The sequence below is a fragment of the Acinetobacter celticus genome, from assembly GCF_001707755.1.
In the GTDB taxonomy this organism is placed as follows: Bacteria; Pseudomonadota; Gammaproteobacteria; order Pseudomonadales; family Moraxellaceae; genus Acinetobacter; species Acinetobacter celticus.
Map to the genome: position 1 here is coordinate 25,139 of NZ_MBDL01000001.1, position 19,537 is coordinate 44,675.

A 19,537-nucleotide genomic window follows, 5' to 3' on the forward strand; every position below is an offset into this window, starting at 1 on the left:
AACCTATAAATCAATTTTTTGAACCCCCTCTAACTCGCTCTTTTACAAAAGAAGAGAACCCTGAGTCCAACTTAGACATCCCTCTTCGTCAAGGAAAAGGTCAGGGAGAGGTATAAATTTGTTTAAGCAAATTGGCGTAAGAAACGTACATCATTTTGATAGAACATACGTAGGTCATTAATGCCATAACGAAGCATTGCAAAGCGTTCCACACCTAAACCAAATGCAAAACCTTTGTATTTATCTGGATCGATGCCCGCAGAGCGCAATACATTTGGATGTACCATACCGCAACCCAAAACTTCTAACCATTTACCACGTTCATCCATAATATCCACTTCAGCACTTGGCTCTGTGAATGGGAAATAAGAGGGACGGAAACGGACTTTCAAATCTTTTTCAAAAAATTCATTCAGCAAGTTGATCAACAAACCTTTCAGTTCAGCGAAGCTGGTATTTTCAGCCACATATAAACCTTCAATTTGATGGAACATTGGTGAATGTGTTTGGTCAGAGTCACAGCGGTAAACACGGCCTGGGCACACAATACGAATCGGTGGCTGGCTGGTTTCCATCGTACGAATTTGCACACCTGAAGTATGCGTACGCAGTAAATGATTGACATCAAAATAGAATGTATCGTGCATTGCACGCGCAGGGTGATGACCTGGAATATTCAGTGCTTCAAAGTTGTGATAATCATCTTCAACTTCTGGGCCAGTTGCAATGCTAAAACCAGCTTTGGTAAAGAACTGACAAATTCGTTCTTGAACCTGAGTCACAGGGTGAATACTACCAATGGTTTGACCACGTCCGGGCAAACTAATATCAATCGTTTCACTGGCTAATTTTTGTGCTAAAGCCACTTTTTGTAATTGAGTTTGGCGCTCTGTTAACGCTGTGTTTATCGCTTCGCGCACCGCGTGAATAGCTGCACCTTGAACCTTCCGCTCTTCGGGGTCCATTTTACCCAGCGCCTTAGATTGTTCCGCGAGCTGGCTTTTTTTACCCGTAAATTGCACTCGAACTTGATCAAGTGCAGCAAGGTCTTGAGCTGCTGCAATCGCAGCGAGCGCTTCAGTGGTCAGGGCTTCCAGTGACATAGTAACTCTCAAAGCAACAATTTAGAAAATATATAAAAACCCTGTATTCTAACAGTTTTTAGCCACCATGATGAAGTGCATTCTCAAGTAAAAATTCGAATAGCATCTAGAATTAAAAAAAGGATAAGATAAGTGCAATATCAATGAGATCAATCATTATGGCGCTCGATCAAATTTGGAAACAACAACTCACATTAGTCACCTATGGCAATGAATACCTTGCGCAAAATCTAAGTTTTCAGCGCTGGGTTCAACATCGTATTTTTGATCAACACAGCTTTTTATTTCGTGACCTCAATTCCCAACATTTACTTGCGCAACATTTTCAAATTTGGCTAGAAGGCTTAAAGAAACAGGGGGTTCAACGCATTAGCCTACATAATTCCAGTCTTTTAAATGACGAAAAAAATCCCAATAGCAATGTGGAACTATTACCCATGGCGCATTTTATTGTCAGCCATGATGCACATAAAAAACAGGCATGGATTTTTGGTAAAGAGCTGGCAGAATGGTATAACGCGGACAATGATTATGAAGCCCCCCCATCACAACAATTAAATTTAAGACAAGAAATTTTTTGGCGCTTTGAGCTCAATTCAAAATTATGCAAACGGGTGGATGCCGATTTACAACCACCCAATTGGGAAGATATTCAAACCTATACCGACAATGAATTGTTTCACAGTAAATTTGCCAATGGCTTTACTGAACCGACGCTCGTTGATTTACCCTATTACGGAAAGCCGGTGCAACAGATTGAGTCGGACACTATTCAGCTCTTAGCATTACTTCCGACAGATAGCCAAGCAGATTATGCGCATCGTACATTACATCGTTTAGATGCATTATCGGATTATATCCAAGACAAAATTCAGCACCCTTATGATGTAAATAACGACATACTTAGCCCAGAAGAACAACTCAATATTCGTCATTTTTCACAAAAAATAGATGACTTAAGCGCAAAATTTATCGTAAAAGTCGCAAATCATTATAAGACTGCACAACCGAAGCCCAAAGAAGTGATATCTCCTTTGGAAAACAACCCAATGAATACGGTAAAAGAAACCCCCTCGCAATTTATTCCCACAGAGCACAAATCTGGTAAAAGTGGTGTTTTTGCTTTAATTTTTATCACTGTTCTGATTTGTGTATTTGCTTACTACTTTGGCCTTTAAGCATCTGTTTAAAATGTTCAATATGCGTAATGAAAGCACCTTTCGCAGGTGCTTTTTATACTTTTAAGCGATTATTAAATAGTTAAAAGGTCGAATTTCAATACGTACTTTATGCTCATTGGCATGCTGATTAATATAATGACTGACCGAAATGACTTCACCTTCTAGCTGTGCATCTGGCCCATACATAATTTTAACCGCCTCACCTTTTCTTGGAATCATTTGCAATTCCACCGTAATACTTCCCTGCCCCATACCGGTAATCTCTGCTAGCATATCCTGCTCCTATTCTTTTTGATCTTTTCATTGATTAGGCATCGATCACTTTTGAGATTAAAGCTGATTTATGTAACTGCATTTTAATCGCTTACTACCCACGCCTTTTTTTCAGATTTACACACATGATTTCTCGACAGCCAATTGAGCTAAAAAGTGGCGCACTTGTTTGGGTGTTTTTAAATGAATCCACTGTATATGTTGATATTCAGGCATTCGCATCATTTCTAAGTATTTTTTCCTATTTTCAGCATGCGTTTTGATCATCCACCAAATCATTGAATCTCGCCCAAACATGCGAAAAAAACTTTCCCGATTATTAGAGTTTTCCCATAAGTCGCGCTGTGACCATGTACGCTGAAAAGCTCGTTTTACAGAACGATAAAGATTGACTGGAAAAGGTAAATCTAGCCAAATCACGGTATCAATTTCTACCCATTTCACGGGAATCGTTCGGGTATAGTTACCATCAATTACATAGCCTTGTATTGCCTTTTGTACTTCTGATTCAATCTTAGCAAAGAACACCTCATCGGGACATTCCTGCCAATCGTCCAACCAAAATAAGTTATCCAGTTCAATATAATGTAAATCTAACTTTTCAGCCAAAGCTCTAGAAAATGTAGATTTACCCGTTGCAGAGGTTCCTACGACATTAATTTTTTTCATTGTACTTGCCTGACTTCCATACGGTCTGTCTTATCATACCTAATTATGGTTGTATTATGGTCTGACTGACGACCTAGCAAAAATTTGATTCAAATCAAAAGTGGCTTTGTTATCGAAAACTATTCTATCCATTTAAACTCGGTCACATCTCAGCCTAAAAAATATTAGCAAGACTGAGTCAAAAGCTGAACATGAACTTACATGAGTGTAAATTCCACCCACTGTAAATGGCATAGAGAACCACTGACTAAAATAACTTTTATCAATAAGATTGGCTTGCTCTGGAGTATGAACTCAGAAATATAAATATTTGCACTGACAACCTTGCTGGGTTTATTGAATTCAATGATTTAAAAAAATCATTATTCATCACTGATTTGTGATTTGTGATTTGTGATTTGTGATTTGTGATTTGTGATTTGTGATTTGTGATTTGTGATTTGTGATTTGTGATTTGTGATTTGTGATTTGTGATTAAAAATCATCTAAAAAAAAGACCGCTAAAAGCGGTCTTTTTTTTAAGTCTTAAAGACTTATGCAGCTAATGCATCTTTAGCTTTAGAAGCTAAAGCAGCAAATGCAACTGCGTCATGCATAGCGATGTCTGCAAGTACGCGACGGTCGATGATCACTTGAGCTTTTTTCAAGCCATTGATCATACGGCTGTACGACAAACCATTTAGACGAGCACCAGCATTGATACGCGCAATCCATAAAGCACGGAATTGACGTTTCTTTTGACGACGGTCACGGTAAGCATATTGACCTGCTTTAATTACTGCTTGGAACGCTACGCGATAAACACGTGAGCGAGCGCCGTAGTAACCTTTAGCACGAGCAAGAATTTTTTTATGACGACGATGCGCCTGTACACCACGTTTTACACGAGCCATTTATAATCTCCTTAGATGTATGGGCACATACGGCGAACTGAAGCAACGTCACTTACGTGAACCATCACACAGCCGCGTAATTGACGAATACGCTTAGCAGATTTTTTGGTCAAAATGTGGCGTTTGAACGCTTGTTTACGCTTAAAACCGTTAGCAGTCGCTTTAAAGCGTTTAGCTGCACCACGGCGAGTTTTCATCTTAGGCATAACAACCTCTTTTGAACACCTGTTCGGAACGTCTGCACCATTGCAAAAACGACCTGCAGGTAAGGGAGCCAGTATTCTAATGCATCTCTGGTTAAAACAAAAGCATCATCGAAAATTAAAATCTGAATGACGCAAGCTTAGTGTTCTTTTTTTATAAATATAGCGTGACTAATTTATAAGCCTTTAGACCTTTGCTTTTTACTTTATATCCCTAAAAATAAAATCTCTCTATGAGACAAAGCCTTACACTCTTGTGACTGTTCAAGGATTAGGTAGAATCAATTTTGCTTAAACTCAGCCCTCTTACTATAAAAAATGATTGTGGTCTATTTACTGTATCAAACCACCCAAAACTTGCTGATCTTAAGTTTAATGGGTTTGGCCAAAATCACTTCCTTTATTGCTTGGTCATTATGAGGTGAGTATTTTGCCAATCGCTTCAATTTTGCTATCTACAGCATCGCAAGCACAGAAAAATAAGCATTATTTAAAATTTACACTTGCCAGTATTTTCATTTCAGGAAATACTGCGCTTCAATATTGACCAATGCTCCTCTTCGAGTGATTGAAGACCTATTCTATGAAAAAAATTCTGTGCTTATCTGTCCTAGTTAGCCTCCCGCTGAGCGCAGCCTACAGTGCTTCACCTAAAAAAATGCATCAACTACCCACACAAATTGTTGAAGTTTCACCCACCCACTTAACCACTCGTATTCAATGGGCCAAATTTCCTCAACCCAAATACAGTAATGAAGATTTAAACCAAAAAAATCGTGCCGCCATTATTCGAGTGTTTGCCGATCAAGATGGCAATGTACAAGAAGCAACCATTCAGGAAAGCACAGGAATTAAAAGTTTAGATCAGATTTTAATTCGTGCTGTCGAAAAAGCCGAAGTGAAACCGCACATTGAAGATGGTCAACCTGCTCCACTGATTGGCTACCAAGCTTTTAATTTAAAATTGACCGCAAAAAATCAGAACAACTGTGACTATCAATTTGATTCTAAAAACTGGATTGCACAACAAAACGATAAAAAGACCCCGTTCCAATATGTACAGCAGCCTCAACTGGAGCTCAATTCGGCCCAATTAAATGGTCACGACCGTAAAGTGAAATTTAGCTTTAAAACCGATAAACATGGTCAGGTGAAAAAAGTGAAAATTAAGCAAGGTTCGGGTCTTTATGCTTTAGACCAAAATGTTGCACAAGCTGTTTCTGGTAGCCAAATTGCAGTGAAACGTACTGCCCGCACTTTATGGTTATATAAGAAAGCTCATTTCAAAGATGAGATTCAATTTAAATTGGATGCTTGCCAATAATCTTAAAACTAAGAATAAAAAACCGAAGTATTTATCTTCGGTTTTTTATTTCAAATCATCTTAAATATTAAATTTCGAAACACTTTAAAATAATCTATAAGCACCATAAATAAATAGATAACGACCAATTTTAGCAATGCTCACCATCAATAAAAAACGCAGAAAATTCTCTTTCAGTAGCCCTGAAATTAAAGTAATAGGATCGCCAATAACTGGTACCCAACTCAGCAATAATGACCAAAATCCATATTTTTGGTACATATTTTGAGCCCGCCGAATTTTATCTTCAGAAACAGGAAACCACTTTTTATTTTTATATTGTTCTATTCTTTGTCCTAGCCACCAGTTAACACAAGACCCTAAAATATTCCCTACACTGGCCACAGCAATTAACATGACCACTGAAAAATGACTATTGATCAGTAGGCCAAGTAATACTGCTTCAGACTGTAAAGGCAATAAAGTCGCGGCACCAAAAGCAGACAAAAACAATAAAAATAGGCTCATAAATTAAAGCTTAAAGGCCCAACTGTTTTTTGGTTTTACGGTATTCTGCAGTCGACCAAAATATCATCACCACAATGACTAAAATCCGTGACCATGTATACCGCGACGCAATAGGTTGCAGTATCTCATGCAATACCACTTGGTCTTTACTGTTCGCAGCTTCTGCCAATTGTTGAATATGCACAGCCTCTGCAATAAACAGCATTAAACACAAAGCAATACCTGCAATAATCGCAAAATAAACCCGCGGATTACGTTCAACAATTTTAGTTAAATTTAGAAAAAATATTGTCATAAAACCATCCAATAAAAAAACCACCGCAGTATGGGGTGGTTTTCGTTCTTTTGCGCATCTTAGCACAACTACATAGTGAAGCATGTAATCAAACTTGTATCGCCAAGGCTTTCTGCACCGCTGGGCGGGAGGTTAAGCGCTCTATATACTCTTTTACATAAGGATAATCGTCGAGCTGAATTTGTTGCCATTCATGACGTAAAAGCCACGGCAAAATGGCCATATCTGCAATAGAATATTCACCCGCCACATATTTTTGACCAATCAACTGATTATTCAATACTTTATATAAACGTTTGCTTTCATTAATATAGCGCTCGGTTGCATAAGGAATACGCTCTGGTGCAAACCGACTAAAATGATGATTTTGTCCTAACATCGGCCCCAAACCACCCATTTGCCACATTAACCATTGTTCAACCTCAACACGCTCAAACTCATCTTCAGGATAGAATAAGCCGGTTTTGCGACCTAAATACTGCAAAATCGCACCCGACTCAAAAACTGAAATAGGCTCACCACGTGGACCATGCTGATCCACAATTGCAGGGATTTTATTATTCGGTGATATCTTTAGAAAATCAGGTTGAAATTGATCATTTTCTAAAATATTAATGGGAAAAATCTGATAATCCAAGGCCATTTCTTCTAGGGCAATGGTAATTTTATGTCCGTTGGGTGTTCCCCAATAGTACAAATCTATCATGTGGCAATCCTATTCCTCTTCTCGTTTTCGTTCATATTTTCGAGGTTTCATACTGCTTATAGCACGATTCTAGTCGAGAAACATTAAGTTAAACTGAAATTGGAATCTTAAAATTGGCAGAGTCGACCTGATATAAACCACGCCATCATCAATACCATAAAATTTAAAAAAATCTTTATTTTTAGTCTTGAAATTTTATTGTGCATCCAAATATTAAAAGTACAGCAATGATCGACACAAGTTATTGCTGTGACAACCATGCTAATTAAGTCGCATAGGCTGCTTATTTATATCACTTTTCCAAAATATCGGAGGTTTTATCAATGAGTAATTTAAGCTTAATGCCATTATTCCGTCGCAGTATTGGTTTTGACCGTTTAAACGATTTATTTGATCACGCCATGCTCAGTGAAACACCGCATTACCCAGCGTACAATATTGAAAAAATCGGGGAAGACCATTACCGAATTGTCGTGGCAGCCACTGGTTTCAACCATGACGAACTTAGCATCGATTTAGAAAATCAGGTGCTCCGTATTTCTGGTAAACACGCAGATCAAGGTGAAGACAAGTATGCGGAATTCCTACATCAAGGCATTACACGTCGTTCATTTCAATTATCTTTACGTTTAGATGAACACATTGAAGTACAAGATGCCCATTACGAAAATGGTTTACTCACTATTCAATTACAGCGGATTATTCCAGAAGAAAAAGCACCACGCCAAATTCCAATTCAACAAAAGGTATTGGCAAACAAAAACACTTCGGAATAATTGAACTACCAAATAAAAAAGCACTGCGAATGCAGTGCTTTTTTATTGTCAATACAGAATGCTTATTTGCGTTTTTTAGGACCCAAAAGCATACCCATTTGACGACCTTCCATTTTCGGTGCTTGTTCAACAATGCCGTATTCAACCACGTCAGCTTCAATTTTTTGCAATTGAGCAAGACCAAGCTGTTGATGCGCCATCTCACGACCACGGAAACGTAAGGTAATTTTTACCTTGTTGCCTTCTTCAAGGAACTTGACGATGGCACGTAATTTAACGTTGTAATCACCGACATCAGTACCTGGGCGCAATTTGATTTCTTTCACCTGGACTTGATGCTGTTTTTTCTTCGCTTCTTTCTGCTTTTGCTTTAGATCAAACAAATGCTTGTTAAAATCCATGATTTTACATACAGGTGGCTCAGCATTTGCAACGATCTCGACTAAGTCAAGATCGACGCTTTCAGCAGCACGCACTGCGTCTGCAAGGCTGACAATACCTTTTTGTTCACCATTTTCGTCTACAAGACGAACTTCTTTCGCACGAATTTCATCATTCAAGGCAGGACGGTTTGATTTTCCGCCCTGTTGATTACGGTCAGGCTGTTTAATCGCTGTTACTCCACAATGTACCGGCCGCGTTCGGCAACGGCTACTTTCACTAAGTCAACGAAAGCATCGATTGACATAGTACCTAAATTTGTTCCTGAGCGGGTACGTACGTTGACAGTACCTTCCTCTACTTCTCGATCCCCAAGAACCAATAAGTAAGGAATACGCTCTAAGGTGCGTTCACGAATCTTAAAGCCGATTTTCTCATTTCTCAAGTCAGAAATAGCTCGAATACCATTTTCTTTAAGTTTTGCGACCACTGACTCACATGCTTCCGCTTGAGAATCGGTAATATTCATGACACATACTTGCACTGGTGACAACCATGGTGGCATAAAGCCCGCATAGTGTTCAATAAGTATACCAATAAAACGCTCGAAGCTGCCAAGTATTGCACGATGAAGCATCACTGGCTGATCACGATCGTTATCTTCAGTAACATACGATGCATCTAAGCGTTCTGGCAAATTGAAGTCACATTGGATTGTACCACATTGCCATACACGGCCTAAGCAGTCTTTCAAAGAGAATTCAATTTTTGGACCATAGAATGCGCCTTCACCTGGTTGAAGATCCCATTCAAGGCCTGCCGCATCTAAAGCATCTGCCAAAGATTTTTCAGCCACGTCCCAAAGTTTATCATCACCCACACGTTTTTCTGGACGGGTTGATAATTTCATTTGCACTTCTTCAAAGCCAAAATCTTTATACACATCTAAAGTGAGTTTAATGAAATCGGCAACTTCTTTACCAATTTGTTCAGTGGTACAGAAAATATGTGCATCATCTTGAGTAAAACCGCGAACACGCATAATGCCATGCAATGAACCTGATGGTTCGTTACGGTGACATGAACCAAATTCTGCCAAACGAATTGGCAAATCACGGTAAGATTTTAAGCCTTGGTTAAAGACTTGCACGTGACATGGGCAGTTCATTGGTTTTACCGCATAATTACGGTTTTCCGAATGGGTCGTAAACATGTTGTCTGCATAGTTTGCAGCATGTCCAGATTTTTCCCAAAGCGTGAAATCCACCACTTGCGGTGTACGAATTTCAAGGTAACCATTATCTTGTTGCACTTTACGCATGTACTGTTCAAGCACTTGGTAAATGGTCCAACCATTCGGATGCCAGAACACCATACCCGGTGCTTCTTCTTGCATATGGAACAAGTCTAGAGCTTTACCAATTTTACGGTGATCGCGTTTTTCTGCTTCTTCAATACGTTTAACATAAGCAGCCAACTGTTTTTTGTCTGCCCACGCTGTACCGTAAATACGTTGTAGCTGTTCATTCTTCGCATCACCACGCCAGTAAGCGCCTGACATTTTAGTCAATTTGAATGCTTTTAAAAATTTAGTATTTGGGACGTGTGGGCCGCGACACATATCCAAATAATCTTGATGATAGTACAAGCCCATTTGTGTTTCTTCAGGCATGTCCGCAATCAAACGTAACTTATAATCTTCGCCACGTGCTGTAAATTCTGCAATCACCTCATCACGCGGTGTCATTTTTTTAATGACATCATAATCTTGATCGATGAGCTTTTTCATGCGCGCTTCGATGGCGGCCATATCTTCTGGCGTAAATGGTTTTACACTAAAAATATCGTAATAGAAGCCATCTTCAATGACAGGGCCAATTACCATTTTCGCTTCTGGGAACAATTGCTTAACCGCATGACCCACCAAATGCGCGCAAGAATGGCGAATAATTTCGACACCTTCGTCATCTTTTGGAGTAATAATTTGCAAAGTTGCATCCGCGGTAATTAAGTCAGATGCGTCAACTAAACGTCCATCAACTTTCCCTGCAACTGTATTTTTTGCAAGACCAGGGCCGATGCTTTGAGCAACTTCCATCACAGATACGGCGTGATCAAATTCTTTTTGATCGCCATTTGGCAAAGTGATAATTGGCATAAAAAATCCTTAAGGAGTGATGCCCCGTACAATGGAGCATGTCACCGCGAGATTATGATCGAGGCTAAAGCCTCAAAAGATAAAAACGGTGGATAAATAAAAATCGACTCAAATTTTACACGCCTTAGCCGAATGATTAAACCTTTTCGGCCTAAAAAAACTTTTTTATGCATTTTTCAGCTTTTTTAGTACATTTAAACAGCAAAAAAATTTGAAATACTCAAATGGCTCTTCATTTTCAATCATCCTGATTCACGCTTGCGTCCTAACCGCATTTTTTAATGATTATTTTTCAATCAATTTACAATTCATCAAACAACATGAAAGAGATTGCTTTTATTTTAAAAAAGAACATTTTTTGCACTAAATTGTTTATCATCAAAAATCAAACAATAGAACCAAGGCGTTCAATATTGGCAAATTATGATTTTAAAATTTGTTTTATATCAATAAATTAAAAAAATTAGTATAAATGCTCGACTAAAGCATTAATGCAAAATAGCTTTAGACTGAATATTGTTAAGCCAATGACAAAAATGAATACAGATATGGAGTTTCTGACATGGTGAGTGCATATGATGAATTGCCACGGACACCGGCGAATTTTGTTGCCTTATCGCCACTGCGTTATTTAGAACGCGCGGCTCATATTTATCCGCATCAAGATGCCATCATCCACGGTTCTCGTCATATTAGCTGGCGCGAGACCTACCAACGTTGCTGTCAATTCGCACATCAGTTGCAACAACTTGGTATTGGTAAAAATGACACTGTTTCAGCCTTATTGCCCAATATTCCTGCAATGATTGAAGCACATTTTGCAGTGCCTATGGCTGGTGCGGTACTCAATACTTTAAATACGCGTTTAGATGCCAAAACCATTGCTTTCATGCTCGAACATGCAGAAACCAAAGTTTTACTGGTTGACCCTGAATTTGCTGCTGTCGCAAAAGAAGCACTGGCTCTGGTCAAACAAGACATCTTTGTTATTGATGTTGATGATGCAGAATATCAAGAAGGTTCTTCAGGCCCGATTGGCCAAATTGAATATGAAGACTGGATTGCAGAAGGTAATCCTCATTTTGAATGGCACTTACCACAAGATGAATGGGATGCGATTAGCCTCAGTTATACCTCGGGTACAACAGGCAATCCAAAGGGTGTGGTCTATCATCATCGTGGCGCTTACATTAATGCAGCCAGTAATATTATTGCTTGCGGTATGACACCTCGTGCAACCTACCTGTGGACTTTGCCATTATTCCATTGCAACGGCTGGTGCTTTGCATGGACGATAGCCGCCAACGGTGGCACCAATATTTGCTTGCGTAAAGTCGATGCTGAATTAATTTTTAAACTCATTGCAGAACATAAAGTCAGTTATTTCTGTGGTGCGCCAATTGTACTTTCAATGCTAATTAACACCCCTGAAAATAAAAAAACAGCTTTTGATCATCGCGTAGAAGTCATGGTGGCTGGTGCGGCACCTCCTGCAGCTATTATTGAGGGCATGCGTAATATTGGCATTAATGTTACCCATGTCTATGGTTTAACTGAAACCTATGGCCCTTCTGCACTTTGTGCCTCACAAGCAGGCTGGTCAGAGCTTTCTATTCAAGAACAAGCGCAACTGCATTCACGTCAAGGTGTACCGTATCCACTACAAGATGGCATGAAAGTGATTGACCCCGAAACCATGCAACCTGTTCCGCATGATGGACAGACCATGGGCGAAATTATGTTCCGTGGCAATATTGTCATGAAAGGCTACTTAAAGAACCCTAAAGCCACCGCCGAAGCTTTTGCGGGTGGTTGGTTCCATACTGGTGATTTAGCGGTTTGCCAGCCCGATGGTTATGCCAAAATTACCGACCGCTCTAAAGATGTGATTATTTCAGGTGGTGAAAATATTTCATCATTAGAAGTTGAAGAAGTGCTGTATCAACATCCTGCCGTACTCACAGCCGCGGTCGTTGCCAAACCAGATGCTCGTTGGCAGGAAGTGCCTTGTGCCTTTATTGAATTAAAAACAGGAAAAGAGGCAACGCCAGAGGAATTGATCGAATTCTGTAAACAGCATTTAGCTCGTTTTAAAGTACCGAAAGATGTGGTGATTATTGAAATCCCAAAAACATCGACAGGAAAATTGCAAAAATTTATTTTACGCGACTGGGCCAAAGAGCGCGCAAACAGTGAAGCGAGTTAAAATATCTTCGCCTAATTCCCCCTAGGATAAAGGGATATGAGGAAATAAAAAACGGCTCTAAATGAGCCGTTTTTTTATACACGCAATGAAATCAATTATCTGAAATTAAAGCCACTTGCTGAATGTAATTAAACAGTTTGAGCTTCGATTCAGCTAACTCTTCAGCAGGAACCTGTTTTGTAATATCACGCTGAATACGCAAAATATGCTGACGAATTGGATGATGTTCCGCCGCATTATGCGCTTTCATAAACTCTTTAATCACTGGGTCGCCTTGAATAATCATACGCTCTACCCAGCGCTGTAATTGTGCAGTTTTCTTTGCACCTTGTTGCGGTGTCAAATAAGATAAAATCACGCTTTCATCTTCATTACGTAATAACTTACCAATACGTAAAAATTGGCGACGACGTGCTTCGTGTGACGTAATACTACGCACATCGAGCAAAGCATCAATCAAACGTTCTTCCACAGGAAGTTTCTGAATTTGCTTTGGGTTCAATTCAGCTAGTTGCTCACCTAAAGCAGCCATACGTTGCACTGCTTTTTTTTGCTCGGTTTTGCTTGCACGCCCTTCTAAAGTTTCAAAGTCATCTTCAGTAAAGCGCTGTTGCGGTCGACGTGCCACGATTAATCTGCCTCGTAAAATTTTGCTGCGAACAATGCTTGAATTTCAGATAAAGCTTTTTCTTCATCTGCACCATCAATCACTATTCGTAAAGTTGTGCCCTTACCCGCGCCAAGCATGAGTAAAGACATAATATTTTTTGCATCCACTAATTTATCACCTTTACCGATTTGAATCGATGAATTGAATTTAGTGGTGACTTCAATCAGTTTTCCAGACGCACGCGCATGTAAACCTAGTTTGTTAATTACGTCAACAGTTGTGTCGATCATGACCAGTGCTTCATTTCTCTATGTAAGACCTGAATAGACCATTTTTCCTCTAGGGCTTTTTTAAGTCTATCCACAATATAAACAGAACGATGCTGTCCACCTGTACAGCCAATTGACACCGTCATATAGTGACGATGCCCTTCTGCAAAGGCCGGTAACCATTTGTCTAAAAACTGATAAATGTCCTGAAACATCTCTTCAGTTTGTGAACTTTGTTCTAAAAACTTTTGCACAGGCTCATCTAAGCCCGAATATTTTCTTAACTCTAAATCCCAATGCGGATTCGGCAAGTGTCGAACATCGAAGACATAATCCGCATCGAGTGGAATGCCATGTTTAAAACCAAAAGACTGCAATATTAAAATAAGATTATCAGCCTGCCCGAGTTTTGACAGTAAAACATGCTTTAAATCATGCACGCTTTTGTCCGTGGTATCAATATGCACGGTCGAGCGCATTTGAATGGGCAACAGTAACGATTTTTCTTCCTGAATGCATTCATTCAGACTTTGAAAGCGGTTAGACAGTGGATGCGGTCGGCGTGAGGCACTAAAGCGCGAAATGAGCTCCGGATCTCGAGTGGTCAAATAAATAATATCAACCGTACCGTGACGCTGTAGTTGCTGAAAGACCTGATCAAATTCTTGAAGATCTGCCCGCGTACTACGAACGTCCACACCCAATGCCAACTGTTCTAGATTATTTTCACGATCTAGTTTTTCGACAATTTCAGGGAGCAATGCCAAAGGCAAATTATCAATACAGTAGTAACCTAAATCTTCAAGTACCTGCAATGCAGAACTTTTTCCTGAACCAGACTGACCTGTAACAATTAAAATGCGTTTCATTGCATGACTGCCCTCTTTATTGCACTACGAAGCAGGATATTTAACCTGCAAATTATCAATAAGGCGCGTTGCACCCAATTTGGCTGCAATGAACAGGACCATATCTGCATCAAACTGTTCAATGTTTTGCAGTTCAGTGGTCCGTGCCTCTACATAATCCACAACAAAACCAGCATCTGTCAATGCCGATTTAATGTTCTGTAATACCTCTGACAATACCGTTCCTGCCAAAAGTTGCTGTTCGGCTACTTTTAAACTTTGATAAATAGCGGGTGCAATGGCACGGTTTTCAGCACTTAAATAACCATTACGTGAACTGAGTGCTAAACCATCTGTCGCACGAGCAATCGGCACACCAATAACCTCTAAAGGAATATTCAGATCACGGACAAATTGGCGAATCACCGCCAGTTGCTGATAATCTTTTTGGCCAAAGAAGGCAAAATTAGGTTGTACAATATTAAATAGTTTAGTGACGACAACTGCTACACCATCAAAATGCCCTGGACGCTGTAAACCGCACAAATCATTGGTAATGCCACCCACAGAAATATTGGTCAAACGTGGCTTATTACCATACATTTGCTCGACTGTTGGTGCAAAAACAATATCACAACCTGCTTCAGCCAATAAGCGTTGGTCTTGTTCTAATGTCCGCGGATAACTGTCAAAATCTTCATTTGGGCCAAATTGAATAGGATTAACAAAAATACTGACCACGACGGTATCGCACAGTTTTCGTGCTTCGCGAACCAAGTTCAAATGACCTTCGTGTAAATTACCCATGGTTGGCACAAAACCAATCATTTTACGTGCTGTACGTGCTGGGCTTAGTGAAGCACTTAAACCTTGAATGGTTGTTTCAGTTTTCATGTTTACAACTCAATTTGGAAAGTATGTTCTTTGGCAGGGAAAGATTGCTCCATGACCGCTACATGATACGCTTTGAAGGCATCCAAAATAGCTGTTTCACCTGACTGCTCTTTCATAAAATTACGCACAAACTTAGCCACACGACCGAAGGTCAGACCAAGCATGTCTTGTACCACTAATACTTGTCCATCTGTATCTACGCCTGCCCCAATACCAATGACAGGTGTATTCGGGAACAATTCACTAATTTCCTTACCCACTTGGGCAGGAACACATTCTAACAATAATACAGCGGCTCCAGCGTCAACCACAGCTTTACAGTCAGCAATAAGCTGATCTGCGGTTTCACGGGTGCGCGCTTGTACTTTATAGCCACCAAACACGTGTACGGACTGTGGTGTTAAACCCAAATGGACACAAACAGGAATCCCATTGCGCGTTAAGGTGCTTACTGTTTCACTTAACCAAGCCCCGCCCTCAAGCTTCACCATATGCGCACCAGCCTGCATCACACTTTTCGCACTGGCCAATGCATCATTTAAAGTGGCATAGCTCATAAAAGGCAAATCAGTAAAAATAAACGCATGATTATTGCCACGGCGTACTGCAGCAGTGTGATAAATCATGTCTTCTACAGTAACAGGCAATGTTGAATCACGACCTTGAATGCACATTCCTAAAGAATCACCAATCAAAATAGTATCAATTTCGGCAATTTCCATTGCTTTTGCCATACTTGCATCGTAACAAGTCAGACAAGAGAATTTGCGACCTTCTGCTTTAAATTTTCTTAAGTCACTTAAACTAATCACTTGCTATTCCTCTTCTGGCGCCCCATCTGCGCCATTAAAAAATCAAATATCTGCCCAATTTCCTGCATCTAGCACATCAAGTGTAGGTAGCTGTAAAATAGGTAAATCTTTTAATAACTGTCCATTCAGTTGTAGCAGTGGATCTAAATCCAGCAAAGGGATAAGGACAAAATCACGTTGCATGACCCCGACATGAGGCACAGTCAAACGCTCATTTTGAATTTTATCCTGACCATATAACAATAGGTCTAAATCCAAAGTACGTTCACCCCAATGGCGTAAGCGCACACGGCCAGATTCTTGCTCAAAACATTGCAATTTATCTAATAATGTCAATGGCGCCAAATCTGTCTCCAGTTGCACCACAGCATTTAAATAATGAGGTTGATCTTGTGGCCCCATCGGAGGGCTTTGATAAAGTTTAGATACTTTAACTTGCCCCAAAGATGCTAGTTTCTGTACGGCTTCGGTCAAAATTTGACGCGAATCACCTAAGTTGCTTCCCAAGCCAATATAGGTGATAACACTCATTGCGTTGGCCCAAAAATCACTTGACTCAAATCACGTTTAACACGTTTTCGTTTTAAGATTGGATGATCTGCGCCAATACCACCAGCTGAGTCGGTCATTGTCGATTGACGCTTAAACTCAGTGGCATTTTTAGGCTTACGAGAACGTCGACTACGTGGTTCTGGCTCATTCACTAAAGGTTCAATTGCAGCTTGCTGAATAGCACCGTTCGATTTTGCCTCTTCCGCCAATGCATGTGAAGCTTTACGACGACTCTTCGCACGCTGACGATTATAGTCCGCAATCGCTCGTTCTTTTTCATCTGCCGAAAGCGTTTGATAGACATCCCACCAAACTCCCATGCCTTGCGTATCTTTATCGCCAGACTTTTCACGCAATAGCAAGAAGTCAAATCCAGCACGGAAACGCGCATGGCTAGACAACGCTTCAATTTGCTGTGGTTTTGGATTGAGCAAACGCGTCTGCATTTCCCAAACTTCACGAATAAAGGTTTCTGCAAAGCGCGGAATGATGGTTCGTGTACCCTGACGTTTTAAGACATCTAAGCCTGCTTGTGCACGTGCTTCGGTGGCTACCGTACCGTTACTCAAATAGAAATGACAACGTTCTAAGAAAGGTTTCCACAACAACACTGCATAGAAAAATGCAGGGTTGATGGTTTTACCAACCGAAATACGTTGATCGGTATTTTTAGCTGCACGCTCAATGAAAGGGGTAATTTCAGGTGTGATCTCAGCAAATAACTGATGCCAAATCCCAAAATCAATCAACATTGGCATCACACGATTCAAATGCCCCATGGTGAATAATTTTTGCGACTCATCATATAAACGGTGCGGTGAAACATCACGGAGCAATTGCGTTGCTTCCGGAGTAAAAATTTTCAATATTTTTTCATCAATACTGAAATTTAATTTGGCCGCAAAGCGCAATGTACGCAACATGCGTACAGGATCTTCTTCAAAGCGTTGCATCGGGTCGCCAAGCAAGCGTAATGTTTTATGTTTGATATCATCGACAGCATTGCAAAAATCGAGTACTTCATTTTTACGTGGCTGGTAATACAAGGCATTAATAGAAAAGTCACGGCGAACAAAGTCTTGCTCGATCGTTCCCCAATTATTATCACGAAGAATCATGCCCGAAGCAGAAGTCACCTCTTTTTTAGGAGGTGCACGAAAGGTAGCCACTTCAATCAGTTCACGGCCAGAATAGACATGAGCAAGCTCGAAACGGCGACCGATAATACGGCAACGTCGTCCGAAAACTTCTTTTACTTGAGATGGCGTTGCATTGGTGACGGCATCATAATCCTTCGGATTTAGACCTAACATGAGGTCACGAACACCACCACCAACGATATAGGCTTCATAGCCTGCCTTGGTTAAGGCATCAATCACATCTAAAATGGCAGAAGGTAATTGTGTGGTTGATAAACCATATTTTGACGCGCGCAAAGTTTGCAAAAGACGCTGTCCCCTACGTCTGAACGTAAAATCTTAAGATGACGCTAATCATATATCTATCACCATCAAAGGGCAATTTGATTCTCCTCATCAAATCGGCAACTGAAGTGATATTGTTTAAAATATTAAAGGCTTATAAGGCAAGACGGTCTTTATTTTTTGCAAAAATAGCAGGACCTATACCTTTAACGTCTTGAATTTCATCAATGCTTTTAAATTTTCCATTTTTACTTCGGTACGCCACAATCGCTTCCGCTTTCTTTTGCCCAATCCCACTTAATTGCTGAAATAATTCTGCACTTGCACTGTTTAGCTTAATTTTCTGACTATTCGATGCAGAAGATAAGGCTGGTTTAGATAAATAATGCGAAGATGAGGTCGTATTTGTGGTCGGTGCCTTCTTTAGCTGACGATCCTGTGACTGCTGTTCAGATTTCCACTGCTGATAGGACACCTTTGACGGTTGTTCTGCATTTACGTAAGAAATTCGCATACTCACAAGAAGTATCAGCCAAATTAAAAGCTGAAGCTTATTTAAATTGTTGTTTTTCATCTAAATCCTGATGTTTTAAAAATTGTTTTGCCTGTTCCCAGAGCTGATCCATTTCAGCCAATGACAGATCTTCTATTTTTTTATTGTGCAATGTTGCCTGCGTTTCAATATACGCAAAACGTGTGCGAAATTTATGCACGGTACCCAATAAGGCCATTTCACTTGAAACACCGAGTTTACGACCAATATTCACCAGAGAAAATAGGCAGTCACCAAACTCATCGGTAATTTCGTCGGAATTATTATTCGCCAACGCTTGTCTAAATTCAGCTAATTCTTCTTCAAGTTTTGCATAGGCATCGTCCATATTCGAAAAATCAAAGCCCACTTTCGCTACATTTTTTTGAATATTTTCCGATTGTTGCAAGGCTGGCCCATGTTTAACTTGGTCTAAACGCGAAACAACTTTGCCTTGTTTTTCTTTCTGCTTAATTTTTTGCCAAAGCACCGCAACGTCATCTGCATCCAGTTGCGAAAACTGATCGGCTTGAAACACATGAGGATGCCGACGAATCAATTTGTCGCAAATAGCCTGAACCACATCTTGAAAATCAAATGCGCCTTGCTCGCTATACATCTGCGACTGAAACACCACTTGTAACAGCAGATCGCCCAATTCATCGCGTACATCAGCTACGTTACCACTACGCACAGCAGCTTCAACTTCATAGGCTTCTTCAATTGCATAACCTGTTAAGGATTCAGGAGTCTGCTGTTGATCCCACGGGCATTTCTCACGTAATTCACGCATGATATTCAACAGTTGTTCCATGATTTACCTCAAAATTTAATTTGGTTGATTGCTCAATTGTATCTTTTTTCACCACAATAATTTGGTATGCTCATAGCCCAAACAGGGAAGAAAAAGACAGGGAGAAG

23 protein-coding genes and 1 pseudogene are annotated in these 19,537 nt (G+C 40.1%); 4 read left to right on the forward strand and 20 right to left on the reverse strand.

All coding sequences use genetic code 11. From position 1 onward, the window contains the following. Positions 1–122: 122 nt before the first annotated feature. Positions 123–1,103, reverse strand: coding sequence for a phenylalanine--tRNA ligase subunit alpha (pheS, locus tag BBP83_RS00105; protein ID WP_068885395.1), 981 nt, complete (start codon positions 1,101–1,103; stop codon positions 123–125). Positions 1,104–1,261: 158 nt separating this feature from the next. Between pheS and BBP83_RS00110 the strand changes: the two genes are divergently transcribed. Further along, entirely contained in the window at positions 1,262–2,281 is a 1,020-nt protein-coding gene (locus BBP83_RS00110) for a hypothetical protein (RefSeq protein WP_068885396.1), read from the forward strand. A 63-nt stretch (positions 2,282–2,344) separates the two neighbouring features. On the opposite strand, the gene BBP83_RS00115 is transcribed toward BBP83_RS00110, so the two are convergent. From BBP83_RS00115 to rpmI, 5 genes and pseudogenes are all read right to left on the reverse strand, one after another. Next, positions 2,345–2,557: a hypothetical protein gene (locus BBP83_RS00115; RefSeq protein WP_068885397.1), complete on the reverse strand. Its 213-nt coding sequence runs from the start codon at positions 2,555–2,557 to the stop codon at positions 2,345–2,347. 117 nt (positions 2,558–2,674) lie between these two features. Then, positions 2,675–3,226 (reverse strand): P-loop NTPase family protein, encoded by a 552-nt coding sequence (locus tag BBP83_RS00120; RefSeq protein ID WP_068885398.1) that lies wholly within the window; start codon positions 3,224–3,226, stop codon positions 2,675–2,677. A gap of 210 nt (positions 3,227–3,436) precedes the next feature. Continuing rightward, a pseudogene (locus tag BBP83_RS15365) lies at positions 3,437–3,556 on the reverse strand (DUF1768 domain-containing protein); the annotation flags it as partial. Positions 3,557–3,759: 203 nt separating this feature from the next. Continuing rightward, positions 3,760–4,119 (reverse strand): 50S ribosomal protein L20, encoded by a 360-nt coding sequence (rplT, locus tag BBP83_RS00125; protein WP_068885399.1) that lies wholly within the window; start codon positions 4,117–4,119, stop codon positions 3,760–3,762. Between the two features lie 11 nt (positions 4,120–4,130). After that, positions 4,131–4,325: a 50S ribosomal protein L35 gene (gene rpmI / locus BBP83_RS00130; RefSeq protein WP_004278281.1), complete on the reverse strand. Its 195-nt coding sequence runs from the start codon at positions 4,323–4,325 to the stop codon at positions 4,131–4,133. 580 nt (positions 4,326–4,905) lie between these two features. On the opposite strand from rpmI, the gene BBP83_RS00135 reads away from it, so the two are divergent. Next, positions 4,906–5,646, forward strand: coding sequence for an energy transducer TonB (locus tag BBP83_RS00135; protein ID WP_068885401.1), 741 nt, complete (start codon positions 4,906–4,908; stop codon positions 5,644–5,646). 84 nt (positions 5,647–5,730) lie between these two features. Here the strand turns inward: BBP83_RS00135 and BBP83_RS00140 are convergent, their stop codons facing one another. From BBP83_RS00140 to BBP83_RS00150, 3 genes are all read right to left on the reverse strand, one after another. Beyond that, complete coding sequence (locus tag BBP83_RS00140; protein ID WP_068885402.1) at positions 5,731–6,153, reverse strand: YqaA family protein; 423 nt, start codon at positions 6,151–6,153, stop codon at positions 5,731–5,733. Between the two features lie 10 nt (positions 6,154–6,163). Beyond that, a complete protein-coding gene (locus BBP83_RS00145) occupies positions 6,164–6,448 on the reverse strand; it encodes a hypothetical protein (protein ID WP_068885403.1) in 285 nt (94 codons plus the stop codon). Positions 6,449–6,536: 88 nt separating this feature from the next. After that, positions 6,537–7,154, reverse strand: a complete 618-nt coding sequence (locus BBP83_RS00150) for a glutathione S-transferase N-terminal domain-containing protein (RefSeq protein ID WP_068885405.1) — start codon at positions 7,152–7,154, stop codon at positions 6,537–6,539. Positions 7,155–7,477: 323 nt separating this feature from the next. Here BBP83_RS00150 and BBP83_RS00155 point away from each other — a divergent pair, with 323 nt between their 5' ends. Then, positions 7,478–7,930: an Hsp20 family protein gene (locus BBP83_RS00155; RefSeq protein WP_068885407.1), complete on the forward strand. Its 453-nt coding sequence runs from the start codon at positions 7,478–7,480 to the stop codon at positions 7,928–7,930. A gap of 62 nt (positions 7,931–7,992) precedes the next feature. Here BBP83_RS00155 and infC read toward each other — a convergent pair whose 3' ends face one another. Next, positions 7,993–8,541 carry a translation initiation factor IF-3 gene (gene infC / locus BBP83_RS00160; RefSeq protein ID WP_078055369.1) on the reverse strand — a complete coding sequence of 183 codons (549 nt, stop codon included), beginning with the start codon at positions 8,539–8,541 and terminating at the stop codon, positions 7,993–7,995. 5 nt (positions 8,542–8,546) lie between these two features. Further along, positions 8,547–10,469 carry a threonine--tRNA ligase gene (gene thrS, locus BBP83_RS00165; protein WP_068885409.1) on the reverse strand — a complete coding sequence of 641 codons (1,923 nt, stop codon included), beginning with the start codon at positions 10,467–10,469 and terminating at the stop codon, positions 8,547–8,549. A 562-nt stretch (positions 10,470–11,031) separates the two neighbouring features. On the opposite strand from thrS, the gene BBP83_RS00170 reads away from it, so the two are divergent. After that, a complete protein-coding gene (locus tag BBP83_RS00170) occupies positions 11,032–12,675 on the forward strand; it encodes an acyl-CoA synthetase (protein ID WP_068885411.1) in 1,644 nt (547 codons plus the stop codon). A 91-nt stretch (positions 12,676–12,766) separates the two neighbouring features. Here BBP83_RS00170 and yjgA read toward each other — a convergent pair whose 3' ends face one another. From yjgA to mazG, 9 genes are all read right to left on the reverse strand, one after another. Continuing rightward, complete coding sequence (gene yjgA / locus BBP83_RS00175; RefSeq protein ID WP_068885412.1) at positions 12,767–13,303, reverse strand: ribosome biogenesis factor YjgA; 537 nt, start codon at positions 13,301–13,303, stop codon at positions 12,767–12,769. A 2-nt stretch (positions 13,304–13,305) separates the two neighbouring features. Next, on the reverse strand, positions 13,306–13,575 hold the full coding sequence (locus BBP83_RS00180; RefSeq protein WP_068885413.1) for an HPr family phosphocarrier protein: 270 nt from the start codon (positions 13,573–13,575) through the stop codon (positions 13,306–13,308). Next, the gene (rapZ, locus tag BBP83_RS00185; protein ID WP_068885414.1) at positions 13,572–14,423 is read right to left on the reverse strand and encodes an RNase adapter RapZ; all 852 of its coding nucleotides are present in this window, start codon (positions 14,421–14,423) and stop codon (positions 13,572–13,574) included. Before rapZ ends, BBP83_RS00180 begins: the two co-directional genes overlap by 4 nt. Positions 14,424–14,447: 24 nt before the next feature. Continuing rightward, positions 14,448–15,296 carry a pantoate--beta-alanine ligase gene (panC, locus tag BBP83_RS00190; protein ID WP_068885415.1) on the reverse strand — a complete coding sequence of 283 codons (849 nt, stop codon included), beginning with the start codon at positions 15,294–15,296 and terminating at the stop codon, positions 14,448–14,450. Between the two features lie 2 nt (positions 15,297–15,298). Continuing rightward, entirely contained in the window at positions 15,299–16,108 is an 810-nt protein-coding gene (gene panB, locus BBP83_RS00195; RefSeq protein ID WP_068885416.1) for a 3-methyl-2-oxobutanoate hydroxymethyltransferase, read from the reverse strand. 42 nt (positions 16,109–16,150) lie between these two features. Beyond that, positions 16,151–16,639 carry a 2-amino-4-hydroxy-6-hydroxymethyldihydropteridine diphosphokinase gene (gene folK / locus BBP83_RS00200; protein WP_068885417.1) on the reverse strand — a complete coding sequence of 163 codons (489 nt, stop codon included), beginning with the start codon at positions 16,637–16,639 and terminating at the stop codon, positions 16,151–16,153. Further along, positions 16,636–18,105, reverse strand: a complete 1,470-nt coding sequence (pcnB, locus tag BBP83_RS00205) for a polynucleotide adenylyltransferase PcnB (RefSeq protein ID WP_068885418.1) — start codon at positions 18,103–18,105, stop codon at positions 16,636–16,638. Before pcnB ends, folK begins: the two co-directional genes overlap by 4 nt. A 133-nt stretch (positions 18,106–18,238) precedes the next feature. Continuing rightward, positions 18,239–18,658, reverse strand: a complete 420-nt coding sequence (locus BBP83_RS00210) for a ComEA family DNA-binding protein (protein WP_068885419.1) — start codon at positions 18,656–18,658, stop codon at positions 18,239–18,241. Beyond that, the gene (gene mazG, locus BBP83_RS00215) at positions 18,636–19,430 is read right to left on the reverse strand and encodes a nucleoside triphosphate pyrophosphohydrolase (RefSeq protein ID WP_068885420.1); all 795 of its coding nucleotides are present in this window, start codon (positions 19,428–19,430) and stop codon (positions 18,636–18,638) included. Before mazG ends, BBP83_RS00210 begins: the two co-directional genes overlap by 23 nt. Between the last annotated feature and the right edge of the window lie 107 nt (positions 19,431–19,537).